This window comes from Synechococcus sp. LTW-R, from assembly GCF_014217875.1.
In the GTDB taxonomy this organism is placed as follows: domain Bacteria; phylum Cyanobacteriota; class Cyanobacteriia; order PCC-6307; family Cyanobiaceae; genus Vulcanococcus.
The window spans coordinates 1,925,956-1,950,550 of the sequence record NZ_CP059060.1 but is presented as its reverse complement, the minus strand read 5'-3'; the positions used below and the strand labels follow the sequence as shown (position 1 = coordinate 1,950,550).

The window sequence follows — 24,595 nt, the reverse complement described above, 5'->3', positions numbered from 1 at the left end:
GACAACCGCCAGCCCAAAGCAACCTCCGAAGCCTGCGTCTCAGCTGCCATGCCTGCAAACAAGCCCGCTGCTTCAGGCCCTTCGAGCAACAAATCAACCGCTCGATCCGCCGCATCCCGACAAGGAGGTCGCCTTAGTGCTGATTCGATTGGCTGGTATCTGAGCAATATCGGTCGGGTACCGCTCCTGACCCCCGCCGAAGAGATTGAATTAGCGCACCATGTGCAGGCCATGAAGCGCCTGCAGGAACTCCCCGCCGCAGAACTGACGGCCCGGCAGAAGCACCAGATCCGGATGGGCACCCGCGCCCGCGATCGCATGATGGCCGCCAACCTGCGGCTCGTCGTCAGCGTCGCCAAGAAGTATCAAAACCAAGGCCTCGAACTGCTCGACCTGGTTCAAGAAGGCGCCATCGGCCTGGAGCGGGCGGTGGACAAGTTCGACCCAGCCATGGGTTACAAGTTCTCGACCTACGCCTACTGGTGGATCCGCCAGGGCATGACCCGGGCCATCGACAACAGCGCCCGCACGATTCGGCTCCCCATCCACGTCAGCGAGAAGCTCTCGAAGATGCGCCGCATCACCCGCGAGCTCTCCCATCGCTTTGGCCGTCAGCCGAATCGCCTGGAGTTGGCCCATGCCATGGGCATGCAACCTCAGGAGCTGGAAGAACTGATCTCCCAGAGTGCTCCCTGCGCCTCCCTCGACGCCCATGCCCGAGGCGATGACGACCGGAGCACCCTCGGCGAGCTGATCGCCGATCCCAACAGCAACGAGTCCATGGATTCCATGGATCGCAACCTGCAGAAGGAACACCTCGGCACTTGGCTCTCGCAGCTGAATGAGCGGGAGCGCCGCATCATCGAACTGCGCTTCGGCCTAGCCGGCCAGGAACCCTTGACCCTGGCGGAAATCGGCCGCCAGATCAATGTCTCCCGCGAACGGGTGCGTCAGTTGGAATCGAAAGCGATCCTCAAGCTGCGCCTGATGACCAACTACCAGCAGGCTGCTTGAGCCGGATCGCCTGAGTTCAGTGGTCACGCAACAGCTCCTCGGCGTGGCCGCGGTCGCGGGATGGCTTGCGGCTGTCCTGCTGACGGCCCTGGCCGTTCGCCGGCGTTGGCCGCATCAGAAGGAGTGGAGCCGCAAGATCGTGCACATCGGCACCGGCGCCGTCGTCCTGCTCGCCTGGGTCTTTGGGATTCCGCGGGACTTCGCCCTCGGCGCCGCGGCCCTGGTCACGGTTGGCGCAGCCCTCAATCACCGCTTCCGCCTGCTGCCTGCGGTCGAAGACGTCGGACGCCAGAGCTACGGGACGATCGCCTACGGCGCCTCGATCACGATTCTCTTGGCCCTCTTCTGGCCCCAGCAACCGCTGCCCGTCGCCGCCGGCGTGCTGGTCATGGCCTGCGGCGATGGACTCGCCGGGTTGGTGGGACCCCAGATCAACTCACCGCGCTGGCGTCTCTTCGGGCAAACCAAATCGCTGGTGGGCACCTCCGCCATGGCCCTCACCAGCTGGCTGGTCCTGGCCCTCCTCATCGGAGTCGCCCAGGCAACGGGGACCTCTGCACCCAACCTGGTGGCGGCGGCTGTCATCGCCTTCGCCGCCACCGGGCTGGAACAACTGAGTGGCTTTGGCCTCGACAACTTGAGCGTGCCATTAGCCACGGCTTGCCTCTGGCAACTCGCTATGCCCTGAGCATCGCCTCACAGCGCTGCTCCCAATCCCGTTGGCTACCTAGACCCGTCACCAACTGGGTCTCGCCGGGTTCATGGCGCAGGCGTAATTGCCACTGACGGATCGCCTCAGCACGCTCCATCCAGGCCTGCATCACGCTCTGCTGGGTGAGCTCAGGATCCCACTGGCGGCAACTGGCGGTCTCCAGGGCCCAGGCCATCAGGGCATCCAGCTGCACGGGACGAAAGCCCGTGAAGACCGGACCCGCACCATCAACGGAGCTCTGCTGCAGATAGAAGAGCTGCAACGGATCCGACAGACCGAAAAACTGCAACAGATAGGCCATGGGCAGACCTGCTTTCCAGTTACCGGCAAAGTAATTGGATCAGCAGAAGATTCTGCTCATGACCAACACTTTGCAACCCCACTCGCAGAGCTCAATAGCAATTAGCACTCACGATCTTCGAGTGCTGATTCAATGCATTCCCAGCCCTAAACCGCAACGGCAGAAGCGCTCTGCGCCGCGGCCACCGCATCAGCCAAGCCGGCCAAGACCTCACGGGTCGTGTCCAGGTCGATGCAGGCATCGGTAATGCTCTGGCCGTAGGTCAAGGCCGCGCGATCGGGGCTGATCTTTTGATTCCCAGCCACCAGGTGGCTCTCGAGCATCACGCCCATGACATCGCGGGAGCCCGCCCGCAGTTGATCGGCGACCTGGGCCGCCACTTCACCTTGACGGCGGTAGTCCTTGTTGGAGTTGCCGTGGCTGCAGTCGACCATCACCCGCGCCGGCAGCCCGTCTTTGACCAGAGCGGCGGAGGCTTCTTCGATCGCCTCACGGTGGTAGTTGGTGCCCTGCTTACCGCCCCGCAGCACCAGGTGCCCATCGGGGTTCCCGGTGGTGGTGACGATGGCGGCCTGGCCATCCTTGTTAATGCCCAAGAAATGGTGGGGCCGTGCGGCCGCCTCCATGGCGTTGATGGCCGTGATCGCACTGCCATCGGTGCCATTCTTGAAACCGATCGGCATCGACAACCCGGAGGCCATCTCCCGGTGGGTCTGACTCTCGGTCGTGCGGGCGCCGATCGCGGTCCAGCTGATCAGATCGGCGATGTACTGGGGAACGACTGGATCAAGCAGCTCGGTGGCCGCCGGCAGGCCCATGTCCGCCAGGTGCAGCAGCAAACCGCGGGCAAGACGCAGACCGGTATTGATGTCGTAGCTGCCGTCGAGGTGGGGGTCATTGATCAACCCCTTCCAACCGACGGTGGTGCGGGGTTTCTCGAAATAGACCCGCATCACCACCTCGAGTTGATCGCGGTGGCGCTTGTGCTCTTCGGCAATTGCGCTGGCGTATTCCTTCGCGGCATCCACGTCATGGACCGAGCAGGGTCCAACGATCACCAGCAAGCGCTGATCGTCACCCCGCAGGATGGCCTTGATCCGCTCGCGGGCCTCGCGCACCGTGCGACCTGCGGCCTCACTCAGGGGCAGCTCCCCATGCAAGAGGGTGGGCGCCACCAGGGGCCGGGTTTCCACCACGTGGAGATCAGAGGTGGGAATCATGCCGGCAACCATCCAAGGGGCTCGGAGCAACCCACCCTAAAAGCCCAGTCGCATCGTCCGTCACAACGGGGGGGACCGGCGGCAAAGAACAATGGTCAGACGTCCACCGATCGAGAGCCCCCCGGGTTCCAGCGCCGATGTCTGCCAGCAGCTTCCTTGCCGACTACCGCGCCGCCGCTGCGGAGCGAGAAGCCCAAGGGGTCCCCGCCCTGCCGCTGACAGCCGCTGAAACCCAGTCCCTGACTGAACTCCTCCAGGCACCTCCCGCCGGTGAAGAACAGTTTCTGGTGCATCTCCTCTCCGAGCGCATCCCCCCGGGCGTGGATGAAGCGGCCTACGTCAAGGCCGACTGGCTCAGTGCCGTGGCCCAGGGCAAAACCAGCAGCCCCCTGGTCCAGCCCGTCGAGGCGGTCCAGCTGCTGGCCACGATGATCGGCGGCTACAACGTCGGCGCCCTCATCGAGCTGCTCTCCCACGGGGACGCCGCCATCGCTGAGGCGGCCGCAACGGGCGTCAGCCGCACCCTGCTCGTCTACGACGCCTACAACGACGTCCTCGAGCTGGCCGCCAGCAACGCCCAGGCCAAGCGGGTGATCGACAGCTGGGCCAATGCCGAGTGGTTCACCGCCAAGCCCGAGCTGCCCGCCGAGATCACGGTCACGGTCTTCAAGGTGGAAGGCGAGACCAACACTGATGACCTCTCCCCCGCGACCCACGCCACCACCCGCCCGGACATCCCGCTGCACGCCACGGCGATGCTCGAGACCCGGATGCCCGGCGGGCTTGACCTGATCGCTGAGCTCAAGCAGAAGGGCCATCCCGTGGCCTACGTGGGCGACGTGGTCGGCACCGGCAGCTCCCGCAAATCCGCCATCAACTCGGTGCTCTGGCACACCGGCACCGACATTCCCCACGTGCCCAACAAGCGCAGCGGCGGGGTGGTGCTCGGCGGCAAGATCGCCCCGATTTTCTTCAACACCGCGGAAGACTCCGGCGCCCTGCCGATCGAGTGCGACGTGACCGCCCTCAACTCCGGCGATGTCATCACGATTCGCCCCTACGCCGGGACGATCGAGCGGGCGGCCGGTGAAGCCAATGCCGGCGAGATCGTGGCTCGCTTTGAACTCAAGCCGAGCACGATCACCGATGAGGTCCGTGCCGGCGGCCGGATCCCCCTGATGATCGGCCGCGCCCTGACCGACAAGGTGCGGGCCCAACTGGGCCTACCCGCCAGCGACCTGTTCATCCGCCCCAGCGCCCCTGCGGACACCGGCAAGGGCTTCACCCTGGCCCAAAAGATGGTCGGCAAGGCCTGTGGCCTGCAGGGCGTGCGCCCGGGCACCAGCTGCGAGCCGCTGATGACCACCGTCGGCTCCCAGGACACCACCGGGCCCATGACCCGCGATGAGATGAAAGAGCTGGCCTGCCTGGGCTTCTCCGCGGACCTGGTGATGCAGAGCTTCTGCCACACCGCGGCCTACCCCAAGCCGGTGGACCTAAAGACCCACGCCGAACTGCCCGACTTCATCAGCTCCCGCGGTGGCGTAGCCCTGCGCCCAGGCGACGGCATCATCCACAGCTGGCTGAACCGGATGCTGCTGCCCGACACCGTCGGCACCGGCGGTGACAGCCACACTCGCTTCCCCCTTGGCATCTCCTTCCCGGCCGGCTCCGGCCTCGTGGCCTTCGCGGCCGCCATCGGCGCCATGCCGCTGGACATGCCCGAATCGGTGCTCGTGAAGTTCTCCGGCGCCCTGCAGCCGGGCGTCACCCTGCGGGATGTGGTCAATGCCATTCCCTACGTGGCCATTCAGCAGGGGCTGCTCACCGTGGAGAAGGCCGGCAAGAAGAACATCTTCAGCGGCCGGATCATGGAGATCGAGGGCCTGCCCGATCTGAAGCTCGAGCAAGCCTTCGAGCTGACCGACGCCACCGCCGAGCGCTCCTGCGCCGGCAGCACCATCAAGCTCTCAGTGGAGACCGTGAGCGAGTACCTGCGCAGCAACGTGGCGCTGCTGAAAAACATGATTGCCCGGGGCTACAGCGATGCCCGCACCCTGGCCCGCCGGATCAAGGCCATGGAGGAGTGGCTTGCCAATCCCGTCCTGATGGAGGCCGACGCCGACGCGGAGTACGCCGCGGTGATCGAGATCAACCTCGATGAGATCACCGAGCCGATCCTGGCTTGCCCGAACGACCCCGACAACGTCAAAACCCTCTCCGACGTGGCCGGGGGGCAGATCGATGAGGTGTTCATCGGTTCCTGCATGACCAACATCGGCCACTACCGCGCCGCCGCGACCGTCCTGGAGGGTCAAGGGGAGAACACGGCCCGCCTCTGGGTCTGCCCCCCCACGCGGATGGACGAGGAGATGCTCAAGCAGGAGGGCTACTACGGGATCTTCGAGAAGGCCGGCTCCCGCATGGAGATGCCCGGCTGCTCCCTCTGCATGGGCAACCAGGCCCGCGTCGAGGACAACACGACCGTCTTCTCGACGAGCACCCGCAACTTCAACAACCGCCTCGGCAACGGCGCCCAGGTGTATCTCGGCAGCGCCGAGCTGGCGGCGGTCTGCGCCCAGCTGGGCCGGATCCCCACCAAAGAGCAGTACCTCGCCATCGCCGCGGCCAAGATCGATCCCAAGAGCGCTGAGCTCTACCGCTACCTGAACTTCGATCAGATCGAGGGCTTTGAGGACAGCGGTCGCGTGGTCAGTACCGACGACGAGGCCAAGGTACTGGCAGGGGTCTAAGCGTCTTGCAGACCCACGGCCTGAAACTGGAACTGCAGTCCTGGAGGACCAGCCGCAACCTCGAGCGGATGGTCCAGCAGCGCTGGCCTGCCGTTGTCCTCACCCTGATCGTCACCGGCCTAGGGGCTGCAGCCGCCGGCCTGCTGTTCAAAACGGGTGTGGGCTGGCTGGGCAGTTGGCGCCTGGGGCTCCTGCAAACCGCCAGCCCTTGGCTGGTCCTGCCCTTGATGGGAGGGATCGGCGGCCTGCTCTCGGCCGTGCTGATCAGCACCCTGGCACCGACGGCGGCCGGCTCGGGCATCCCGCAGGTGATGCGCTTCCTCTCGCGCCAGAGCCTGCCGATGAACCTGCAGGTGGCCATCGTCAAACTGCTGGCCGGGATCCTGGCCATCGGCAGTGGCTTCCCGCTCGGCCCGGAAGGTCCAGCAGTCCAGATGGGCAGTTCCGTGGGCTGGCAGATGGCCCGCTGGTTCAAGGCGCCCCCCTCCCTGCTGCGGGTGATCGTGGCGGCCGGCGGCGGCGCGGGCATTGCGGCGGTCTTCCACGCCCCCCTGGGGGGCTTCTTCTACGCGATTGAGGAGCTGCTGCGGAAATCCGGTCCGATCCTGCTGTTGCTGGTGCTGGGCACGGCCTTCGCCGGCAGCTTCTGGGCCGATGTGATGGGTCTGGCAGGCTTCGGCCAACAAAGCGCCGGCCTGGGCCAGCGGGGCTTCCAGGTCAGCAGCGAATACCAAATGGATATTCAGTTTCTGCCGAAGGACCTGATCTATTTGGTCGTTTTGGGAATCGTGGTGGGCCTGCTCGCCGAGCTCTACACCCGCTACGTGGTGCGGATGCAATCCCTGGGCCAACGCTTCTTCTCCGGGAAGATCGTGGTGCGGATGCTGCTGGGGGGCATCGCCTTGGGCTGCCTCTATGCCGCCCTTCCGTCTGACTTCCGCAACAACGCGGCGCTGCAGCACGCCATCGTCGATGGCCACGTGGAACTCAGCAAGGCCGTGGGCATCTTCACGCTGCTGTTTTTTGCCACGGGCCTGGCCGCCGCCACCGGTGCCCCGGGGGGTCTGTTTGCGCCGATGCTGACCCTGGGCGGGGCCCTAGGGCTCACCGCCGCGGGCATCGCCGAACACCTCTCGGGCCATGCCCCGAGCACCTACGTCTTTGCGGGGATGGCGGCCTTCATCGCGGCCTGCTCCCGCACACCGATCACGGCGGTCTTCCTGGTCTTTGCCCTGACCAAGGACCTGCTGATCCTCAAGCCCCTGTTTGTCTGCGCGGTGGTCAGCTTCGTGATCTCGCGGATCACCCACGAGCACTCGATCTACCAGCGACAGCTGGCCCTGCAGAGCAGTGCGACGAGCACCCAAGGGGAGATGAAACTGCCGGGCACACCGCTGAGCCCGAGGGACCTTTGAGACGCACAGCCTCAGTCCTTCTCTGGCTCAGCCTGGGCTTGCCCGTCATGGCACAGCGGACCCCCTTCAGCGGCTTTGAGGTGCGCACGTTGAAGCGCGAGGCCAAGCACCTGGAAACCGGGGCGCTGATCTGCGCGCTTCGCCTAGAAGGCGAGAGCGAGGCGCTAATCGCCGAGGCCTGGACGATGCATTTCCCCGAGGGCCCAAATCCAGAAGATCAACTCCTGGTGAACTTCACCATTCGCCAGCTCTGTCCCCAATCGGTAACACGCTGAACAAACACCGGGCAACCAGCGAACCGCCCAAAGGTGTAAGCCGCGATACACCAATGGCGATTTCATTCGAACGCCATTGGTGTGTGGGGGATGAACAACGAGATTTGGCGTCGATTACGACCACGGCGAGCTTTCTTTGCTGCGGCCGCTCCGCTGAGCCTGATGCTGAGCGCTGGAGCGAACGCGGAAGAACTGCCACCCCAGCTGGATGGACTGAGTGCCAGCGAACTGGGCCTGACTCCAGAGCCAGACACAACCAAAGACAAGCCCCTGATCAGTGGCGACCAACTGCCCCAGGAGGGAAGCCAACTCACGATCGGCAAACCGCTGACGCACCAACCTTGGAAGTGCGACGTGTTTGTCGCCCCCCGCTCGCAGGCTTGCCTTGGTCCGGCCGAAGTGCGGCAGCCCCGCAACCTGTTTGAGCGGATTGTTCAGAAGGGTGCTGGTTACACCGCCCAGTACGGCTCGTCGCTGGTCAATGGGAATGGTGTTGATCTCGGCGGAGTGATCCAATCCGAAATCACCCGCACCTTGATCAGCAGTGGCGTGAACTACGCCAACAAACAAATCAAGACGATTCCCTTCTTCGCCCAAACCACCCTGGGCCTGAACGCCGCCACCAGTAGCGACCTGACGGGCCACCTCGATAGCTTCATGCGGCTCAAGACGCTGGGCTACGACAGCGAAGGTGATCCCATGGGCCTGATGTTTGGCCAAGCGCGGGTCACCTTGGAGACCTCGGCCCAGCCTCAGGTCAACGTGGGCCTCGGTAGCCGCTACCGCCTGGGCGATGAGGCGATGGTCGGGGTGAACGGCTTCTGGGATCTGGCAACCACCAACTACTCGACAACAGCAGGGCAGCCTGTGGCCTACACCCGCTGGGGGGTTGGCGCCGAGGGCTTCTGGAAAAGCTTTGAGCTGCGCAACAACTGGTACATCAACGGATCGGGACGGAAAGACGTTGTCATTAATGACATCGAATACCAAGAAGGCGTCGTTCCTGGCTGGGATGTGGAATTGGGCTATCGCCTGCCCTTCTATCCCCAACTCGCGATGTACGTGCGGGGCTTCAACTGGGATTACACGGGCTACCACAACGACAACAGTGGACTCGAGGGATCTCTGAACTGGCAAGCCACTCCCCATGCCAACTTCGAGCTGTGGGTGTCCAACGAAATCCCCGCCTATCCGGTGGATTCGACCGATGACATCGACAACCAACCAGGCCCGTACTTTGGCGCGCGCGTTCGACTGACTGGCCGCCCAGTCACCTACGCGAAGAACAACACCAAACAGAACCTGTTGGAGCAGATGACGCAACCGGTTCGCCGCCGCTATGAGGTGCTACTTGAGCGCGTACGGAAACCTGAGAACTTCACCAATGAAGCAGGCGGTACATAACCAAGATATGACCACAATCCAAAACCAAACGGAATCATGAATCGCCTTTTTTCAGCCACTCTTTTCACAGTTTTCAGCACTGGCGTCCTCGTCGCCGCCGCACCAAGCAAGGCACAACAAGCACAGTGCGCATCAGGGGCAGTGCTTACGGCATCCTGTTACGCCACTCCTAGTGGTTACAACGTCACGATTACAGAAATGGGAATCTGCAGCTCAGACCCATTTGCAGGAGAAAGCTTTGACGAAAAGGTCTGCTTCGCCACTTTCTCGGGAAGTCAAACTGTAGACGTCGCGGGCGGCAACAATCAAGCCTTAACCGGCGGGTCTTCATCACGACCACCGAATGGATCCTACCCATATGCCTACGCAAAAATGTCAAACGTCCTAGGCATCACGGCAACATTCAATGGCAGCTCGGGTGGCGCAGCTACCGACTTCTCGACCAACTCAACCGCCACCAGCACATACACACCTTCTCAGAACACCACTTCCGGATCGACAGCAGCAGAATCCCTGGTAACTCTCAATAGCTTTGGAGGAACCACATGCACAACATCGACCAACACGTCAGTATCCAGCGGATCACTGATTGCCTATCTGACAACCAGCGATTACTCCAAAGCCAGTGACTGCACAAGTCCAGCAGCAATGGTTGGAGTCTTCACTCCAAGCAGCCCATTTGTCATTGAAGATGCCTGCCTAGGACTCCTCGTATCGTTCAAGGTCTCCAACACGGGCATGACAATCGTTCCGAATAATGCGACCGGGGAACCTCAAATAATGCTTCCCGGAGAATTCCAGCCCGTCCTGAGTCTCATCAAATAAGACCCAACAACGGCAACTATTAAAGTTTTTCTGGCGATCCTCCTCTGACCTGAACCAAGAAACCCTGCTGTTTGAGCCAGCTGCTGCGCAGCAGGGTGCCCTTCGGGCGGTGTTGGCCTTCCCCAGCACCTACACCGTGGGGATCACGAGCCTCGGCTATCAGGTGGTCTGGGCGACCTTGGCCCAGCGCGCCGACGTGGATGTGCGGCGGCTGTTCACCGACCAGGGTGATCCGCAGCACCGCCACTGCGACCTCTTTGGCCTGTCCCTGAGTTGGGAACTCGACGGGCCAGTGCTGCTCGATCTGCTGGAGCAACAGCGCATCCCGATCTGGGCGAGCGAGCGCGGCGACAACGATCCGATCGTCTTTGGCGGGGGACCGGTGCTGACCGCCAACCCCGAGCCCCTGGCCCCCTTCTTTGATGCAGTGCTGCTCGGCGATGGCGAACTGCTGCTGCCGGCGTTCATCGATGCCCTGCAGGCGTGCAAAACCGCCCCGCGCCACGAACGCCTGCGGCGCCTGGCGGCGGTGCCCGGTGTCTATGTCCCCTCGCTCTACGCCCCCCGCTACAGCGAGGGCGGCGACCTGCTGGCGATCGAACCGATCGAGGCCGGCATCCCCGAAACCATCGAGAAACAGACCTGGCGCGGCAACACCCTGAGCCACTCCACGGTGATCACCCCTGAGGCGGCCTGGCCCTCCATTCACATGGTCGAGGTCGTGCGCAGCTGCCCGGAGCTCTGCCGCTTCTGCCTGGCCAGCTACCTCACCCTGCCCTTCCGAACCCCGAGCCTCGATGACGGGCTGATCCCGGCCGTGGAGAAGGGCCTGGGGGCCACTCAACGCCTCGGCTTGCTGGGAGCATCGGTGACCCAGCACCCGCAATTCGGCGACCTGCTGCAGTGGCTCGATCAGGACCGCTTTGAGGACACCCGCGTCAGCGTCAGCTCCGTGCGGGCCGCCACCGTCACCCCCGAGCTCGGGCGCATCCTGGCCAAACGCGGCAGCAAGTCCCTGACGATCGCCATCGAAAGCGGCAGCGAGCGCATGCGCGAGGTGGTCAACAAAAAGCTGGCCACCGAGGAGATCTATGCCGCCGCCCGCTACGCCAAAGAGGGTGGCCTCAGCGGCCTGAAGCTCTACGGCATGGCCGGCCTGCCCTCGGAGGGCGAAGACGACATCGAGGCCACCGCCGACCTCTTGCTCCAGCTCAAAAAAGCCAGCCCAGGCCTGCGGCTGTCTCTCGGGGTCAGCACCTTTGTGCCCAAGGCCCACACCCCCTTCCAGTGGCAGGGCGTCCGCCCGGAAGCCGAGAAACGACTCAAGCTGCTGGCCAAGCGGCTCAAGCCCAAGGGCATCGACCTGCGCCCGGAGAGCTACGGCTGGAGCGTGATCCAGGCGCTCCTCTCCCGCAGCGACCGGCGCCTGGCCCACGTGATCGCCGCGGTGCGCGGCCGCCACGAAAAACTCGGCGGCTGGAAGCAGGCCTATCGCGAAGCCGAGACACCCCTCCCCCCCTGGGAGGACGTGATCCACAGCGCCTGGGAGGCTGATCGGGTTCTGCCCTGGGAGCACCTCAAGGGTCCACTGCCCAAGGCCACCCTGCGCAAGCACCACGACGAAGCCTTGGCCTAGCGGCGGCAGCGCAGACCCGCCAAGAGAATCCAACCGGCGATGTTCAGGCGGCTGTCGTACATCGGGATGTCGGTGGCGTGCAGCACCACCAGCACAAGAGCTGCGGCCCACCAGGCCCGCTCAAACAGGGCACCACTGGCCATCCCCAGCCTCACGCCGCGGATCAAGAGCCAGAGCACCAAGCCCACCAGGCCAATGGCCACCGGCAGGCCATGGCTCAAGGCAAGGTCCAAGGCGATGTTGTGGGGGTGGCCATGCCAATGCCCCGTCCGCAACGGATAAATCACGCTGAAGGCCGCCGCCCCCCAACCCAGCCAAGGGCGCTCGCCGATCAGTCCCACGGCCGTGCCCCACTGACTGAGGCGGGTCAGAGCCAGGGGCCGCTCCCCATGGGAGTTGAAATCGTTCAAGCGGCCCCAAATCGACTGGGGCACGATCTCCCGCAGGGGCGCCTGAATCACCGCGGGCACCCCCGGCAGCGTGGCCAAGGCGACGGGAAGCAACGCAAGTAGGAGCAGGGGCACTAGCCAAATCCAGCGGCCCGGACCGAGCACGATCGGGACCGCCAAGACCAGGGCCCCCCAGCCATTGCGGGAGTCGGTGGCCAGAATCTCGGCCACCTGGGTCACCACCAGGGCAAAGCTGATGCCCCAGAGCCCCAAGGCCACGGGGCCGGAGCGCCAGCGGCGGCAGTGTTTCAGAAAGGCCGCCAGCACGAGCGGCCAGCTCAAGGCCAGCCAGGCCGCCGTGATGTTGGCGTAATCAAACAGGCCCGAGAGCCGACCGGGCGGGTTGCCGCCGCCGCGGATCCACCACACAATCGCCCCGCCCAGTAACTCGTAGGGGCCGCTCCAGCCGAGCACCATCTGACCAAAGCCGGTGCCCAGCACTGGCACGGTCCCCGCCACGAGCCACAGGGCCACCCTGCGCCGGGCCTCGGGCGTTGCGAGATAGGGCTGGAACCCCCAGAACGCCCAGAAAAAGGGCAGCCAATTGCCCAAACCGACCCAGGCCAGCCAACCGCTGGAGGCTGCCAAGCAACCCAGCACCATCCAGAGGCCGATGCCCCCAAGCCACCAATTGACCCGGTCGTCCCGCCAGGCCGTCGGCTGACGGCTTCCCAGGATCAAGGCCACAAACAGCAACAGGCCCGCCAAGAGGGCACTGGCCGGCAGGAGCAGCAGGGCGACCTGGAAACAGCGCCAGCCCCAAAGCGTCGCCGCCGCCGGCCGCTCGCCATCCAGCACCTCCAAACCGGCGTGCAGCGGCCTGCGCCAGAGCTGGGTCATTCGAAAACCGCCGTACGGCCGCGGTAGACCATCACTTGTCGTTTCAGATGCAAGCGCACCGCCCGGGCCAAGGCCAGACGCTCGGTGTCGCGGCCTTTGCGGATCAGATCCTCCACCTCATCGCGGTGGCTCACATTCACGGTGGACTGGGCAATGATCGGGCCCGCATCCAGCTCGTCGGTCACGTAGTGCCCGGTGGCGCCGATCAATTTCACGCCCCGCTCCCAGGCCCGGTGATAGGGCTGTGCCCCCATGAAGGCCGGCAGGAAGGAGTGGTGGATGTTGATGACCCGGTGGAATGCATCCGGGGGGTCAAAGGCCGCAAGAAAGCTCGGGGTGAGGACCTGCATGTACTTGGCCAGGATCACCAACTCGATGCCGTGCTCCGCCAGCAGCTCGAGATGGCGGGCCTCCGCCTCGCCGCGGTTGGCGTTGCTAATCGGCACGAGGGCGAACTGGGCCCCAAACTCCTCGGCGATCGGCCCCAAATCCGGATGGTTGGAGACCACCAGCGGCACCCGCATCGGCAACTCGCCCGTGCGCACACGCCAGAGCAGATCCAACAAACAATGGTCCTGCTTGCTGACGAAGATCGCCACCGCCGGACGCTCGTCGGAGAAGGTTACCGTCTGTTCACCGCCGAGGCGCTCCGCCAGGGACGCCGCCGCCGGAGCAATCGCTTCCCGGGGCAGACCGAAGCCCTCGAGCTGCCACTCAATCCGACTGAGGAACAAGCCCGCCCCTTGATCGCTGTGGTGGTCGGCGTGGACGATGTTGCCGCCGTTGCCCGCCACCCAACCGGAGAGCTCCCGCACAAGCCCCGGCTGATCGGGGCAAATCATCTGAAGGATGGCGGTGGCAGCCGTCATGGAATGGCGTCGAAGCCCGTCGAGCCCTGAATTCTGCCGCTCCAGCCGTTGCAGCTCGTTATGCAGTGCTCTGAGACCTGTTGCCCTGGGTAAAGTCCCGCAATCAAGTTCAGCAACGATGGCGGCTCAACAGCTCTATTCCGGCCTGCGGCGACTGGCCCTGGCGGCTCTCGCTCTGGTCATCAGCTTTGGCCTGACCGCCTGTGGTGGCGACAAAGCCAAGGCCCCCACCCTGAGCACGGATGACATCACCGTGATCGAGCGCCAGGCCGAAGGCTTCCTCTCCGCCCGCAACCGCCTGCCCGAGCTGGCCACCCTTGTGAACGAGCGCAACTGGGTCTTCACCCGCAACCTGATCCACGGCCCCATGCAAGAAGTGGGCCGCGAGATGCTCTACATCAACCAGCGCCTGCTGCCCGGCGACCGCGCCGAGGCCACCAAGCTGGCCACTGACCTGAAGGCTGCCCTCGCCGACCTCGACGAAGCCGCCCGTCTGCAGGACGCCAACAACCTGAGCAAGGCCTACATCAAGGTCGCCAGCGGTTTCGGCCGTTACGCCCAGATCCTTCCTGAGCAAGTTCAGTCCGACCTAAAGCAGATCTGAATCCGCTGAACCCCCTGCCCACCCGCCGGCCCTCCTCGATCTGCGTGATCGGAGCCGGTGTGGTGGGCTTTTCCGTGGCCTGGCACCTGCAGCAGATTGGCCACCAGGTCACGCTCTTTGACCCCCAACTGCGGCAGGCCCAGGGCGAGGAAGCCGGCAGCAGCGCAGCCCTCGGCCTCTTGATGGCCCGCGTCTTTCGCCGCAGCAGTGGCCGGGGCTGGAGGCTGCGGCAGCAGTCCCACACCCTCTGGCGCCAATGGCGCGAGACGCTTCAGCAGCGGGGCCATGACCTGCCCTTCCGTCCGGGTCTGCTGCAGCTCGCGACCACGGCTGCCGAACGGGACGCCCAAGCCCAGCTGGCGTGTCAGCGCGACGACCTGCGCTTGCTGGCGGCCGCGAACCTCGAGCAGCTCAAGCCGCTGATTCCCCAACCCTGCCTGGGGGGCCTGCTCTCCCCCGAGGACGGACAACTGGACCCCGTCCCCGCCATGCGGGCCTTGCTCGCCGATGGGGAACGACTCGGACTCGCGCTGGAGGCCTCCAGCGTGGACGGACTGGAGCGGGGCGATGCCGGCCGCTGGCGCGTGCGCTGCGGGTCCACAAACGCGGGGACCTTTGACTGGGCCGTGCTCAGTGCCGGACTGGGCAGTTCAGCGCTGCTGGAGTCCTTGGGCCATGACCGCCCCCAGCATCCCGTGCTGGGACAAGCCCTTGAGTTGCAACTGGCCGAGGAGGATCAGGGCCCGAGCAACTGGCCGGGAAGCCTGAGCTGGAGTGGCATCAACCTGGTGCCGCGGCCCGAGGGCCGCCTCTGGCTGGGGGCCACCGTGGAAATCGATCAACGCCAGGGGCAGCCCCAGGAGCTGCAGGCCCTGCGGGAGCTCAGCGGACAGGCGCCGCCCTGGCTCAAGCGGGCCACGGTGCTGCGCCAGTGGCAGGGGCTCAGGGCCCGCCCCCTCGGCCGGCCGGCACCGCTGCTGGAGCAGCTGGAAACGGGGCTTCTCCTCGCCAGTGGGCACTACCGCAATGGGGTGTTGCTGGCTCCCGCCAGCGCGACCTGGGTCGCCGAGCAGATCGAGAACGCCGACCAGGGCTGACCGCGGAGGGGTGCATCTCTAGCCTGAGGGCTCTTGTCGACCACCGCCGACGATGCTGCGCTCCCGCACCCTGGCACCGCTGAGCCTCCTTGGAGTCCTCGCCCTGACCGCCTGCGGCGGCTCCGGTGGCGACAGCTCCGGCGCGCGCCTCCAGGGAGCCGGCGCCACCTTCCCGGCTCCCATCTACCTGCGCTGGTTCCAGGACCTGGCCGCCAAGGGCTCCGTCAAGGTCAACTACCAATCGGTGGGCTCCGGCGCTGGCATTCGCCAGTTCGACGCCGCCACCGTTGATTTCGCCGCCAGCGACAAGCCCCTGAGCGAAGCGGATGCCGCCGCCGTCAAGCGCGGGGCTGTCCAGGTACCGATGACCGCCGGTGCGATCGCCGTGGCCTACAACAACCCCGGCTGCGACCTGAAGCTCAGCCAACAGCAGCTGGTGAGCATCTTCGAAGGCAAGATCACCAACTACAGCGACCTCGGCTGCGGCGATCAGGCCATCAAGGTGGTCTACCGCTCCGACGGCTCGGGTACGACCTACAACTTCACCAAGTCCCTCTCGGCCTTCAGCCCCGCCTGGGCCAGCGGTCCGGGCAGCGGCAAATCGATCAAATGGCCCACGGGCTTGGGTGCCAAGGGCAACGAGGGCATGGCCGCCAGCCTGCAGCAAATCAAGGGCGCCCTGGGCTACGTCGAGAGTTCCTATGTCCGTGGTGATCTGAAGGCCGCTGCCCTGCAAAATGCCGGTGGCAGCTACGCCAAGCCCACCACCAAAGAAGCGTCCGAAGCCCTGGGCAGCATCGATCTGGGCCCGAACCTGACCGGGAGCAACCCCAATCCCAAGGCGGGCTACCCGATCGTGACCTTCACCTGGATCCTGCTCTACAAGAGCGGCAACGGCGACAAGCTCAAGGGTCTGCAGGAGGCCTTCAACTACACCCTCAGCGACGCCGCCCAGGCCAATGCCCCGGCCCTCGGCTACGTGAGCCTGCCCCCCAACGTGCTGCAGAAAGCGCGGGCCGCCGTCGCCAGCATCGGCGAATAAGCGAAGGGCCAAGCCCCAAGCCCCCCCTCGAGGGGGGCTTGGGGCTGCGCGGGTCGAGGCACAAAAAAGCCCCCGGTTGGAACCGGGGGCTTTGGGCTCAACAGTGTGAGCGGAGCGTCACTTGGACTCGGTGAATTCGGCGTCGATGACGTCGTCACCAGCCGCACCAGAACCACCGGCCTCAGCGCCGGGGGCACCAGCAGCGGCACCTTCAGCACCGGCGGCTTGCTGATAGACAGCGGCACCGGCGGCGTAGAGGGCCTGCTGCAGGGTCTCGAGCTCGGACTTCATCGTGTCGAAGTCGTCCTTCTCGATCGCCTCCTTGAGCTTGGCGGAAGAGGACTCGACCTTGGCCTTGTCCTCAGCGCCGACCTTGTCGCCCAGCTCGCCCAGCTGCTTCTCGGCTTGATAGACCAGGGTTTCGGCCTGGTTCTTCACGTCGATCCGCTCGCGCTTCTCCTTGTCAGCGCTGGCGTTGGCTTCGGCGTCCTTCACCATCTTCTCCACCTCGTTGTCACTGAGGGTGGAAGCACCGGTGATGGAGATGCTCTGCTCCTTGCCGCTGCCCTTGTCCTTGGCGGTGACGCTCAGGATGCCGTTGGCGTCGATGTCGAAGGTGACTTCGATCTGGGGAACGCCACGGGGGGCCGGGGGGATGCCATCGAGGCGGAAGGTTCCGAGCGACTTGTTGTCGCTGGCCATCTCGCGCTCGCCCTGGAGCACGTGGATTTCCACGTTGGTCTGACCGTCCACGGCGGTGGAGTAGGTCTCCGACTTCTTGGTCGGGATGGTGGTGTTCCGGGGGATCATCTTGGTCATCACACCGCCCAGGGTTTCCACACCCAGGGAGAGGGGAGTGACGTCCAGCAGAAGGATGTCCTTGACCTCACCGGCGAGCACACCGCCCTGAATGGCGGCGCCCACGGCCACCACCTCGTCGGGGTTCACGGTTTGGTTGGGGGACTTCCCGGTGACGCGCTTCACCAGCTCGAGCACGGCGGGGATGCGGGTGGAACCACCCACCATCACCACTTCGTCCAGCTCCGAGGAGGCCAGCTTGGCGTCCTTCAGGGCTTGCTCAACGGGCACGCGGCAGCGGTCGATCAGCTTGGAGGCCAGCTCTTCGAACTTGGCCCGGGTCAGGGTCAGGTCGAGGTGCTTGGGGCCTTCAGGGGTGGCCGTGATGAACGGCAGGTTGATCTCGCTCTGGGTTGCGCTGGAGAGCTCGATCTTGGCCTTCTCAGCCGCTTCGGTCAGACGCTGCAGGGCCTGCTTGTCGCTGCGCAGGTCGATGCCTTCGTTGGACTTGAAGGTGTCGGCCAGGTGATCAACGATCACCTTGTCGAAGTCGTCACCACCCAGGTGGGTGTCACCGGAGGTGGAGAGCACCTCGAAGACACCGTCGCCCACCTCGAGGACGGACACGTCGAAGGTGCCGCCGCCCAGGTCGAAGACCAGGATTTTCTCGTTGCTCTTCTTGTCCAGGCCGTAGGCCAGGGCCGCCGCGGTGGGCTCGTTGATGATGCGCAGCACCTCGAGGCCAGCGATCTTGCCGGCGTCCTTGGTGGCCTGGCGCTGGGAGTCGTTGAAGTAAGCGGGAACGGTGATCACCGCCTGGGTCACGGTCTCGCCGAGGTACTTGCCGGCGTCTTCAGCAAGCTTGCGCAGCACCTGAGCGCTGACTTCCTCAGGGGCGAACTGCTTGCTGAGGACCGGGCACTTGACCTTGACGTTGGAGCCGGCCTTCTCGACGCCGTAGCTCACTTCCTTGGACTCTTCGTTCACCTCATCCACCCGGCGTCCAATGAAACGCTTGACGGAATAGAAGGTGTTCTCCGGGTTCATCACCGCCTGGCGCTTGGCGATTTGACCCACCAGTTGATCCTGGTTCTTGGTGTATGCCACCACGGAGGGCGTGGTGCGGAAGCCCTCAGCATTGGCAATCACGGTGGGCTTGCCGCCCTCCATGACCGACACGCAGCTGTTGGTGGTGCCAAGGTCGATACCGACAACCTTGCCCATGGGTGACCTCTGAACTGCAGGCATCCTCCGCAGCAGCACCCGTGTGGGGCTAGGTGTGGTTGCCGAACAGTGCCCGAACCACCGTGAACGCCGAGGCCCGCATCCAAGGCAGCACAGCGCTTGTGGGGGTGCTGGGCGATCCCGTGCGCCACTCCCTCTCGCCGGTGATGCACAACGCGGCCCTCGAAGCGATGGGTCTGGACTGGGCCTATCTGGCCCTGCCCGCGCCAGCGGCCGAACTCGCCACCGTTGTGCGCGCCCTGGAAGCGATGGGCTGCCGCGGCCTGAACGTGACCATCCCCCACAAGCAAGCGGTCGCGGCGCTCTGCAGCGAACTCAGTCCACTGGCGGAGCGCCTGGGGGCCGTGAACACCCTGGTGCCGCGCCAGGGGGGCGGCTGGCTGGGCACCAATACCGATGTGGAGGGGTTCTGCGCGCCCCTGCGGGAAGCCAGCTGGTCGGGCAAGCGGGCCCTGGTGCTCGGCTGCGGCGGGAGTGCCCGCGCCGTCGTCGCCGGCCTCGTGGAGCTGGGCTTTGCGGAGATCGTTCTGGCCGGGCGACGGGCCGAAGCCCTTCAGGCCTTCCAGGCCGACTGCCAAGGCTGGGCGCCCCAACTGAAAACCCTGTCCTGGGAGAACGCCGTCAGCGAAGCCCTGCCGCACGCGGACCTGGTGGTGAACACCACGCCGGTGGGAATGGCTTCCGCGCCGGCGGCCAGCGCCGCCCAGGCCTGCCCGTTGAGCCACGCCGAATTGGAAACGCTTCCGTCCCAGGCGTGGGTGTACGACTTGATCTACACCCCGCGGCCCACCGCCCTGCTGAAGCACGCCGCCGCGAATGGATGCCGCAGCCTGGATGGCCTGCGCATGCTCGTGGAGCAGGGGGCCGCCTCCCTGCGCCTCTGGAGCGGTCACAGCGACGTGCCCGTGGAGGCCATGCACGAGGCCGCCCTGCACCAGCTGCAGTAGGTCCCACTAACGTCACGTCCACGGCGACCGCGCGCGATGACGATCCCCAGCTGGCAGAGGCTGCTAGCCCTTCTGACCTATCTCCTGCCCTGGAGCGACGGCCTTCCCTTCGGACGCTCCCTGACGAGCCTCTTCCCGATGCTCCAGTGGCTGAGCCTGCCTGCGCTGCCGCTGGTGCTGGTGGAACAGGCAATCCCCTTCGGCGGCTTCATCCTCTTCTTGGTGCTGTTCCTGGGGGTCGTGCGCAACCCACGGGTGCCTTATTTCATCCGCTTCAACGCCCTGCAGGCGATCCTGCTGGACATCATCCTGATCGTGCTCTCCCTGGCGTTCAACCTGCTGTTGGCGCCCCTGGGCGGCAACTTCGCCGTTCGGACCCTGGCCAACACCATCTTCTTGGGGATGCTGGTGCTGGTGCTCTTCGGGATCATCCAGTGCCTGCGCGGCAAGGAAGCCGACATTCCCAGCCTGTCTGAGGCGGTTCGCATGCAGCTGTAGGGTGGACGATCCGCCGCTGATGAACCGGGCTTCGGTCCACCCCATCAGCCACCGTCCCTTTCGGCGTCCACGTCGGATCGCGTAAGCCATGTCGCAGCCCTACTACGAAACGATGTACATCCTTCGTCCGGACATCCCGGAGGAAGAGGTGGAGACCCACATCACCAAGTACCGCGATCTCGTCACCGAAGCCGGTGCTGAGGTGCTGGATTGCCAGATGCGCGGCAAGCGCCGCCTGGCCTACACCATCGCCAAGCACAAGGAAGGGATCTACGTGCAGCTCGCCCACAACGGCGACGGCCAACAGGTTGCAGCCCTCGAGAAGGCGATGCGCCTCAGCGAAGACGTGATTCGCTACCTGACCGTCAAGCAGGACGGCCCCCTGCCTGCTCCCCGCACCGGCCCTGCACCCCAGGCCGCCAGCGACGAAGCTGCCCTGCAGACCTCCGCTTCCTGATCACCAAAGGCTTCTCGCCTCTTGTTCCCTCCTGGAGCCTTGGTTAGGTTCCAGGAGGTTTTTTATGGGCCGGCTGTTGGAGCACCAGGACCTGCAGGCGGCCTTGACCCAAAGCCAAGAGGAGCTTGAGCGCGCGCGGCAGCAGATCGCTGAGCTGGAGTCTCTGCTCGCGGAGCTGCCCGGCATCTTCGAACGGAAGTTCAGCCAACGGCTGGAACCGATCCTCGAGCGCCAACGGCTGTTGAGCGCAGAAAACGAACGGCTCCAGCAGGGTCACCCCCAACTGAAGCCGCAGTCCTTGGAGCGAGACGAGCCATTGATCCTTCCCCTCCAATCCGAAAGGGGTGCTCGGGTCAGGCCGCTCTGGCCCGAAGCGGCCTAGGCCTCAGCGCTGGCTGTTGGCCCAGAGACGGGTGGGCAGACCCCAGACGTAAATGAAGCCCTCGGCGGCACGGTGATCGAATTGATCGCCCGAGTCGTAGGTCGCCATGTCGGGGACATAGAGGCTGTTGGCGCTGCTGCGGCCGACAACGGTGGCGTTGCCCTTGTGCAGCTTCACCTTGACGCTGCCGTTCACGGTGCGCTGGGTGCGGTCAATGAAGCCATCCAGGGCGTCCTTCAGCGGGCCGTACCAGAGGCCTTGGTAGACCACGTCAGCCCACTGCTGCTCCAACTGGCGCTTGCTGCGCAGCACGTCCGCGGCCAGGGTCAGGCTCTCCAATTCCTGGTGCGCCTTGATCAGCAGCAGCAGGCCGGGGGTTTCATAGATCTCACGGCTCTTGATGCCCACCACACGGTTCTCGATCATGTCGAGGCGGCCGTAGCCGTGGCTGCCGGCCAGGGCGTTGGCGCGGCGGATCAGGCTGACGGGGTCAAGACGCTCGCCATCAATGCTGACGGGATTGCCGTTCTCGAAACCGATTTCCACAACCTGGGGCTGCTCGGGAGCCGCATCCACACTCACGGTGAGGGCGTAGATCTCCTCGGGAGGCTCCACGTTGGGATCCTCCAGGGGACCCGCCTCAATCGAGCGTCCCAAGAGGTTGAGGTCAATCGAGTAAGGCGACTTCTTGCTCACCGGGGAAGGGATGCCGCAACGCTCGCCATAGGCGATCGTCTCCTCGCGGCTCATACCCCATTCCCGGGCCGGGGTCAGCACCTTGAGATCGGGTGCCAGAGCACCAATCGCGACATCGAAGCGCACCTGGTCGTTGCCCTTGCCGGTGCAGCCATGGGCCACGGCATCCGCACCAACCTCGCGGGCGATCTCCACCAGACGGCGAGCGATCAGGGGACGCGCCAGGGCCGTGGAGAGCGGGTAGCGGCCTTCGTAGAGCGCGTTGGCACGAATCGCCGGAAAGGCGAAGTCGCGGATGAAGGGCTCGATCAGTTCACCAACGATCGACTGGCTTGCCCCGGAATCCAGCGCCTTTTGACGGATGGGCTCGAGCTCATCCCCCTGCCCCAGATCGGCGGCGAAGGTGATCACCTCCTCCACGCCCCACTCGTTCTTGAGAAAGGGAATACAGACGCTGGTATCCACACCACCGGAATACGCCAGCACAGCCTTCTTGGCCCGGCCCATTAACGCTCTCCATGCGCGCAATCGATCGATTCTCCACTGTCGCGGTAGCGAGCCATCTGGAGCACCAGCCAAAGGGCCATCCCGAGAGGGGGGAGCAGGACCAACGCCAAGGCCAGAACCACCGCCACATCGGGCCGCTCAAGGGCCCAGGCTTGCGCCAACAACGGCGTTGGCCAGTGGCGTCCCGCCCAGACCAAAAGCCCACTGACGACAAGGGCGACGCCCCATGCGGGCGCCAGCTGCCACCATTTCGCCGCTGCCATCTCGGCCCCAGGGAGAGTCTCGGATAGGATGGCGGATTGGCGCCAGCTGGGTAGCTACGAACCCAGCACTCCTGTACACCGACGTCCGACGGGCCTCACGCGATGAGCAGCAACCTCAGCACCAGCCTTTCCCAGCTGGATGGCATTAATCCTTCGCTGACCCGCTACGGCCGCAGCGAACCCGCCCCGGTGCTGCCCCTGCGCGAGGAGCCCGATCTGTTGAGCTGGCTCGAGACCAGCGGCCGACTCGTGGTGGATGAGGAAGCCGCCACTAGCGACGTCAGCACCGTGGAAGAAGAAGAACTGTCCGCGCTGATGGGCGAGAAAGAGGACTACAAGGCCGACGACGAGCAAAACGAGGAAAACTGGGAGGACTGATTCCTCCCACCCCTGTGGTCTCCACCAGCAGGTTCATCGCCTCGATGCCCAGCAACAGCCGCCGCCTGGCGCTGTTGCTGGGTTTATTGCTGTTGGGGGTCTGCGAAGGCTGTGACTGGTTCACGCGAACACCGCAGCTCAGCGTTCCGCTGCTCGTGGCGGCAACCATCAGCGCCGTGGTCTGCACCTGGGGGGTGCCCCGACTGCGCAACCTCAAACTCGGACAGGTCATCCGCCAAGAGGGGCCCCAAAGCCACCTGAGCAAAGCGGGGACACCCACGATGGGAGGACTGCTGGTCGTTCCCGTCGGCGTGCTGGTGGGGGGGCTGATTGCCCCGAGCGACCTGCGCTTGCCCGGGGTCGCGGCGATCACCCTGGCCTACATGGCCATCGGCGGATTCGATGACTGGCGCAGCCTGACCAAACGCCACAACACGGGGCTCTCGCCCAGCGGCAAGCTGCTGCTGCAGGGTCTCAGCGCCGCTGGATTCCTGGCTTGGGCCGCCTGGCATGAGCTGATCACCGCCCAGATCGCCCTGCCCCTGGGCTGGATCCTTCCCCTGGGCCTGCTGATCTGGCCCCTGGGGCTCTTTGTCTTCCTGGCGGAAAGCAACGCCACCAACCTCACCGACGGCCTCGATGGTCTGGCGGCCGGCTGCGGAGCGATCGTCTTCAGCGGCATGGGGGTGCAGCTGATGCTCCGTGGCAACGAGGGGGACCCCGCCCTCGCCGGCTTCTGCGCGGCCATGGCTGGCTGCTGGCTGGGTTTCTTGCTCTTCAACCGGCACCCAGCCCGGGTGTTCATGGGCGACACCGGTTCCCTGGCCATGGGGGCGGCCCTGGCCGCGGTGGCCCTGCTGAGCAACAGCCTCTGGGCCCTGCTCTTGATGGGCGGGATCTTCCTGGCGGAATCCCTCTCGGTGATCGTCCAGGTCTGGGTGTTCAAGGCCACCAAGGGCCCCGATGGTGTCGGCCGGCGGGTCTTCCGCATGGCTCCGCTGCATCACCACTTCGAACTGGGTGGCGCCTCAGAACAACAAGTGGTCGTCGGCTTCTGGCTGATCAGCGCGGGGCTGGCCGCCCTGGGATTACTACTGCTGGCTTGAGCTGACCCGGTAGTAGCGGCAGTAGCCGAGGACCGTGGAATAGGCGTTGTAGCGCCCCGGCTTCAGCCGCAACTGCTGCATCGCCTCGGCATCACTGAGTTGCATGGAGGCCCAACGGGCACAGACCTGGCGGTGGTCCACCCAGAACCAGGCCACCCCAGCGGCAATGCCCCCCATCAACAGCAGCACGAACCAAGGCCAGCGGGGCCTCATGCAGCCACGTCCCAATCGCGAGCCGGCTCCAAATCGGCGCGATCAGGCTCGACCGTGCGCGTGGAGAGTCCCACCACATTGGGATAGGCAGACTGGCGCAGTCGCTCCCGTTTGGCCGCCCGCTGAACGGCCGCGGAGTAATAGGAATAGCCGATGAACGCCGCGGATCCGGCCACCATCACAGCGGGGAGATGGATCAGAATTTCCATCTACTCAGATCGCTTGCGGACGCTTTGGAGTGGGCATTGCTTTGCTTTGCCGCCAAACCAAGAAGTTCGGCCTTAATCGTTACGCAAGGCCGGGAGGTTGTCCAGGCCTATTGCGCTTGCAAAACGGGCATTGCTTCGTCGGCCTCGGTGTTGTTCACCGGAGGGGGGCCTTCCCCCAACCAGGTGCACATCACCACGCCAAAGGCGAGCAACAGGAACAGCACGATCAGTCGCACAGCCCGGCCCGCAGACGTCATGGCGCAACGGTCACATTGATCACCCAACACTGTCAGCGGCAGCCCACACAGGCCGCAGAGCGTTACAAGAACAACAGTTCAAACCCCTGCCGCAGCGCATCATTTGTCCACGACCTTCGGGTCGGGCAAGGGAGATTCTCGAGGGGGTGTGGCAACCCCCTTTTTTCTTGGCCAAACGGGATT

Annotated in this window: 27 protein-coding genes; 17 read left to right on the top strand and 10 right to left on the bottom strand. The window is 65.0% G+C overall.

Going from position 1 to position 24,595, the window contains the following annotated elements; genetic code table 11:
* The first annotated feature begins 48 nt into the window (after positions 1 to 48).
* Together H0O22_RS10820 and H0O22_RS10815 are read left to right on the top strand one after the other, a co-directional pair.
* Complete coding sequence (locus H0O22_RS10820; RefSeq protein WP_185186661.1) at positions 49 to 1,014, top strand: RpoD/SigA family RNA polymerase sigma factor; 966 nt, start codon at positions 49 to 51, stop codon at positions 1,012 to 1,014.
* Between the two features lie 19 nt (positions 1,015 to 1,033).
* Positions 1,034 to 1,702 carry a diacylglycerol/polyprenol kinase family protein gene (locus H0O22_RS10815; protein WP_185186660.1) on the top strand — a complete coding sequence of 223 codons (669 nt, stop codon included), beginning with the start codon at positions 1,034 to 1,036 and terminating at the stop codon, positions 1,700 to 1,702.
* Here the strand turns inward: H0O22_RS10815 and H0O22_RS10810 are convergent.
* Together H0O22_RS10810 and H0O22_RS10805 are read right to left on the bottom strand one after the other, a co-directional pair.
* Positions 1,692 to 2,027, bottom strand: coding sequence for a hypothetical protein (locus H0O22_RS10810; RefSeq protein WP_185186659.1), 336 nt, complete (start codon positions 2,025 to 2,027; stop codon positions 1,692 to 1,694). The genes H0O22_RS10815 and H0O22_RS10810 overlap by 11 nt on opposite strands.
* Before the next feature lie 146 nt (positions 2,028 to 2,173).
* Positions 2,174 to 3,247, bottom strand: a complete 1,074-nt coding sequence (locus tag H0O22_RS10805) for a 3-deoxy-7-phosphoheptulonate synthase (RefSeq protein WP_185188402.1) — start codon at positions 3,245 to 3,247, stop codon at positions 2,174 to 2,176.
* A gap of 137 nt (positions 3,248 to 3,384) precedes the next feature.
* On the opposite strand from H0O22_RS10805, the gene acnB reads away from it, so the two are divergent.
* The 6 genes from acnB (at position 3,385) to H0O22_RS10775 (ending at position 11,555) form a co-directional block, all read left to right on the top strand.
* Positions 3,385 to 6,000 carry a bifunctional aconitate hydratase 2/2-methylisocitrate dehydratase gene (gene acnB, locus H0O22_RS10800; RefSeq protein WP_185186658.1) on the top strand — a complete coding sequence of 872 codons (2,616 nt, stop codon included), beginning with the start codon at positions 3,385 to 3,387 and terminating at the stop codon, positions 5,998 to 6,000.
* A 5-nt stretch (positions 6,001 to 6,005) separates the two neighbouring features.
* Positions 6,006 to 7,415 (top strand): ClC family H(+)/Cl(-) exchange transporter, encoded by a 1,410-nt coding sequence (locus tag H0O22_RS10795; protein ID WP_185186657.1) that lies wholly within the window; start codon positions 6,006 to 6,008, stop codon positions 7,413 to 7,415.
* Positions 7,412 to 7,690 carry a hypothetical protein gene (locus H0O22_RS10790; protein ID WP_185186656.1) on the top strand — a complete coding sequence of 93 codons (279 nt, stop codon included), beginning with the start codon at positions 7,412 to 7,414 and terminating at the stop codon, positions 7,688 to 7,690. Before H0O22_RS10795 ends, H0O22_RS10790 begins: the two co-directional genes overlap by 4 nt.
* 162 nt (positions 7,691 to 7,852) lie before the next feature.
* Positions 7,853 to 9,094, top strand: coding sequence for an inverse autotransporter beta domain-containing protein (locus H0O22_RS10785; protein ID WP_185186655.1), 1,242 nt, complete (start codon positions 7,853 to 7,855; stop codon positions 9,092 to 9,094).
* Between the two features lie 36 nt (positions 9,095 to 9,130).
* A complete protein-coding gene (locus H0O22_RS10780) occupies positions 9,131 to 9,919 on the top strand; it encodes a hypothetical protein (protein ID WP_185186654.1) in 789 nt (262 codons plus the stop codon).
* Between the two features lie 109 nt (positions 9,920 to 10,028).
* A complete protein-coding gene (locus H0O22_RS10775; RefSeq protein ID WP_185186653.1) occupies positions 10,029 to 11,555 on the top strand; it encodes a radical SAM protein in 1,527 nt (508 codons plus the stop codon).
* Here the strand turns inward: H0O22_RS10775 and H0O22_RS10770 are convergent.
* Both H0O22_RS10770 and purU read right to left on the bottom strand, forming a co-directional pair.
* Positions 11,552 to 12,844: an O-antigen ligase gene (locus H0O22_RS10770; RefSeq protein WP_185186652.1), complete on the bottom strand. Its 1,293-nt coding sequence runs from the start codon at positions 12,842 to 12,844 to the stop codon at positions 11,552 to 11,554. The genes H0O22_RS10775 and H0O22_RS10770 overlap by 4 nt on opposite strands.
* Positions 12,841 to 13,713, bottom strand: a complete 873-nt coding sequence (purU, locus tag H0O22_RS10765; RefSeq protein ID WP_185186651.1) for a formyltetrahydrofolate deformylase — start codon at positions 13,711 to 13,713, stop codon at positions 12,841 to 12,843. The genes H0O22_RS10770 and purU overlap by 4 nt, the downstream gene beginning before the upstream one ends.
* Before the next feature lie 118 nt (positions 13,714 to 13,831).
* Between purU and psbQ the strand changes: the two genes are divergently transcribed.
* The 3 genes from psbQ to pstS are packed head-to-tail and all read left to right on the top strand — an operon-like array spanning position 13,832 to position 16,456.
* Positions 13,832 to 14,317: a photosystem II protein PsbQ gene (gene psbQ, locus H0O22_RS10760; protein ID WP_185186650.1), complete on the top strand. Its 486-nt coding sequence runs from the start codon at positions 13,832 to 13,834 to the stop codon at positions 14,315 to 14,317.
* A 44-nt stretch (positions 14,318 to 14,361) separates the two neighbouring features.
* Positions 14,362 to 15,414: an FAD-binding oxidoreductase gene (locus tag H0O22_RS10755; RefSeq protein WP_185186649.1), complete on the top strand. Its 1,053-nt coding sequence runs from the start codon at positions 14,362 to 14,364 to the stop codon at positions 15,412 to 15,414.
* Positions 15,415 to 15,466: 52 nt separating this feature from the next.
* On the top strand, positions 15,467 to 16,456 hold the full coding sequence (pstS, locus tag H0O22_RS10750; RefSeq protein WP_185186648.1) for a phosphate ABC transporter substrate-binding protein PstS: 990 nt from the start codon (positions 15,467 to 15,469) through the stop codon (positions 16,454 to 16,456).
* Between the two features lie 117 nt (positions 16,457 to 16,573).
* On the opposite strand, the gene dnaK is transcribed toward pstS, so the two are convergent.
* Entirely contained in the window at positions 16,574 to 18,478 is a 1,905-nt protein-coding gene (gene dnaK / locus H0O22_RS10745; RefSeq protein WP_185186647.1) for a molecular chaperone DnaK, read from the bottom strand.
* Positions 18,479 to 18,561: 83 nt separating this feature from the next.
* On the opposite strand from dnaK, the gene H0O22_RS10740 reads away from it, so the two are divergent.
* The 4 genes from H0O22_RS10740 (at position 18,562) to H0O22_RS10725 (ending at position 20,783) form a co-directional block, all read left to right on the top strand.
* Positions 18,562 to 19,446 carry a shikimate dehydrogenase gene (locus H0O22_RS10740; protein ID WP_255439292.1) on the top strand — a complete coding sequence of 295 codons (885 nt, stop codon included), beginning with the start codon at positions 18,562 to 18,564 and terminating at the stop codon, positions 19,444 to 19,446.
* A gap of 36 nt (positions 19,447 to 19,482) precedes the next feature.
* Positions 19,483 to 19,944, top strand: a complete 462-nt coding sequence (locus tag H0O22_RS10735; RefSeq protein ID WP_185186645.1) for a Tic20 family protein — start codon at positions 19,483 to 19,485, stop codon at positions 19,942 to 19,944.
* 88 nt (positions 19,945 to 20,032) lie between these two features.
* Positions 20,033 to 20,401 (top strand): 30S ribosomal protein S6, encoded by a 369-nt coding sequence (gene rpsF, locus H0O22_RS10730; protein ID WP_185186644.1) that lies wholly within the window; start codon positions 20,033 to 20,035, stop codon positions 20,399 to 20,401.
* Between the two features lie 64 nt (positions 20,402 to 20,465).
* Positions 20,466 to 20,783 carry a hypothetical protein gene (locus H0O22_RS10725; protein WP_185186643.1) on the top strand — a complete coding sequence of 106 codons (318 nt, stop codon included), beginning with the start codon at positions 20,466 to 20,468 and terminating at the stop codon, positions 20,781 to 20,783.
* A 3-nt stretch (positions 20,784 to 20,786) separates the two neighbouring features.
* On the opposite strand, the gene H0O22_RS10720 is transcribed toward H0O22_RS10725, so the two are convergent.
* Together H0O22_RS10720 and H0O22_RS10715 are read right to left on the bottom strand one after the other, a co-directional pair.
* Positions 20,787 to 21,986: an argininosuccinate synthase gene (locus tag H0O22_RS10720; protein WP_185186642.1), complete on the bottom strand. Its 1,200-nt coding sequence runs from the start codon at positions 21,984 to 21,986 to the stop codon at positions 20,787 to 20,789.
* A complete protein-coding gene (locus H0O22_RS10715; protein ID WP_185186641.1) occupies positions 21,986 to 22,249 on the bottom strand; it encodes a hypothetical protein in 264 nt (87 codons plus the stop codon). The genes H0O22_RS10720 and H0O22_RS10715 overlap by 1 nt, the downstream gene beginning before the upstream one ends.
* A gap of 102 nt (positions 22,250 to 22,351) precedes the next feature.
* On the opposite strand from H0O22_RS10715, the gene H0O22_RS10710 reads away from it, so the two are divergent.
* Positions 22,352 to 22,627: a DUF3134 domain-containing protein gene (locus tag H0O22_RS10710; RefSeq protein ID WP_010313850.1), complete on the top strand. Its 276-nt coding sequence runs from the start codon at positions 22,352 to 22,354 to the stop codon at positions 22,625 to 22,627.
* Between the two features lie 44 nt (positions 22,628 to 22,671).
* Positions 22,672 to 23,733, top strand: a complete 1,062-nt coding sequence (gene mraY, locus H0O22_RS10705) for a phospho-N-acetylmuramoyl-pentapeptide-transferase (RefSeq protein ID WP_185186640.1) — start codon at positions 22,672 to 22,674, stop codon at positions 23,731 to 23,733.
* Here mraY and H0O22_RS10700 read toward each other — a convergent pair.
* The 3 genes from H0O22_RS10700 to H0O22_RS10690 all read right to left on the bottom strand — a co-directional run bounded on the left by H0O22_RS10700 (position 23,719) and on the right by H0O22_RS10690 (position 24,412).
* Positions 23,719 to 23,946, bottom strand: coding sequence for a hypothetical protein (locus H0O22_RS10700; RefSeq protein ID WP_185186639.1), 228 nt, complete (start codon positions 23,944 to 23,946; stop codon positions 23,719 to 23,721). The genes mraY and H0O22_RS10700 overlap by 15 nt on opposite strands.
* A complete protein-coding gene (locus H0O22_RS10695) occupies positions 23,943 to 24,155 on the bottom strand; it encodes a hypothetical protein (protein ID WP_185186638.1) in 213 nt (70 codons plus the stop codon). Before H0O22_RS10695 ends, H0O22_RS10700 begins: the two co-directional genes overlap by 4 nt.
* 107 nt (positions 24,156 to 24,262) lie before the next feature.
* On the bottom strand, positions 24,263 to 24,412 hold the full coding sequence (locus tag H0O22_RS10690; protein WP_185186637.1) for a hypothetical protein: 150 nt from the start codon (positions 24,410 to 24,412) through the stop codon (positions 24,263 to 24,265).
* Positions 24,413 to 24,595 lie beyond the last annotated feature (183 nt).

What these genes read in the sequence shown, in the direction of transcription:
- H0O22_RS10820 (WP_185186661.1), top strand. Translation starts at nt 49, where the DNA reads ATGCCTGCAAACAAGCCCGCTGCTTCAGGCCCTTCGAGCAACAAATCA.
- H0O22_RS10810 (WP_185186659.1), bottom strand. Translation starts at nt 2,027, where the DNA reads ATGGCCTATCTGTTGCAGTTTTTCGGTCTGTCGGATCCGTTGCAGCTC.
- H0O22_RS10805 (WP_185188402.1), bottom strand. Translation starts at nt 3,247, where the DNA reads ATGATTCCCACCTCTGATCTCCACGTGGTGGAAACCCGGCCCCTGGTG.
- acnB (WP_185186658.1), top strand. Translation starts at nt 3,385, where the DNA reads ATGTCTGCCAGCAGCTTCCTTGCCGACTACCGCGCCGCCGCTGCGGAG.
- H0O22_RS10785 (WP_185186655.1), top strand. Translation starts at nt 7,853, where the DNA reads ATGCTGAGCGCTGGAGCGAACGCGGAAGAACTGCCACCCCAGCTGGAT.
- H0O22_RS10780 (WP_185186654.1), top strand. Translation starts at nt 9,131, where the DNA reads ATGAATCGCCTTTTTTCAGCCACTCTTTTCACAGTTTTCAGCACTGGC.
- H0O22_RS10770 (WP_185186652.1), bottom strand. Translation starts at nt 12,844, where the DNA reads ATGACCCAGCTCTGGCGCAGGCCGCTGCACGCCGGTTTGGAGGTGCTG.
- purU (WP_185186651.1), bottom strand. Translation starts at nt 13,713, where the DNA reads ATGACGGCTGCCACCGCCATCCTTCAGATGATTTGCCCCGATCAGCCG.
- psbQ (WP_185186650.1), top strand. Translation starts at nt 13,832, where the DNA reads ATGGCGGCTCAACAGCTCTATTCCGGCCTGCGGCGACTGGCCCTGGCG.
- pstS (WP_185186648.1), top strand. Translation starts at nt 15,467, where the DNA reads ATGCTGCGCTCCCGCACCCTGGCACCGCTGAGCCTCCTTGGAGTCCTC.
- dnaK (WP_185186647.1), bottom strand. Translation starts at nt 18,478, where the DNA reads ATGGGCAAGGTTGTCGGTATCGACCTTGGCACCACCAACAGCTGCGTG.
- H0O22_RS10735 (WP_185186645.1), top strand. Translation starts at nt 19,483, where the DNA reads ATGACGATCCCCAGCTGGCAGAGGCTGCTAGCCCTTCTGACCTATCTC.
- rpsF (WP_185186644.1), top strand. Translation starts at nt 20,033, where the DNA reads ATGTCGCAGCCCTACTACGAAACGATGTACATCCTTCGTCCGGACATC.
- H0O22_RS10725 (WP_185186643.1), top strand. Translation starts at nt 20,466, where the DNA reads ATGGGCCGGCTGTTGGAGCACCAGGACCTGCAGGCGGCCTTGACCCAA.
- H0O22_RS10720 (WP_185186642.1), bottom strand. Translation starts at nt 21,986, where the DNA reads ATGGGCCGGGCCAAGAAGGCTGTGCTGGCGTATTCCGGTGGTGTGGAT.
- H0O22_RS10715 (WP_185186641.1), bottom strand. Translation starts at nt 22,249, where the DNA reads ATGGCAGCGGCGAAATGGTGGCAGCTGGCGCCCGCATGGGGCGTCGCC.
- H0O22_RS10710 (WP_010313850.1), top strand. Translation starts at nt 22,352, where the DNA reads ATGAGCAGCAACCTCAGCACCAGCCTTTCCCAGCTGGATGGCATTAAT.
- mraY (WP_185186640.1), top strand. Translation starts at nt 22,672, where the DNA reads ATGCCCAGCAACAGCCGCCGCCTGGCGCTGTTGCTGGGTTTATTGCTG.
- H0O22_RS10700 (WP_185186639.1), bottom strand. Translation starts at nt 23,946, where the DNA reads ATGAGGCCCCGCTGGCCTTGGTTCGTGCTGCTGTTGATGGGGGGCATT.
- H0O22_RS10695 (WP_185186638.1), bottom strand. Translation starts at nt 24,155, where the DNA reads ATGGAAATTCTGATCCATCTCCCCGCTGTGATGGTGGCCGGATCCGCG.
- H0O22_RS10690 (WP_185186637.1), bottom strand. Translation starts at nt 24,412, where the DNA reads ATGACGTCTGCGGGCCGGGCTGTGCGACTGATCGTGCTGTTCCTGTTG.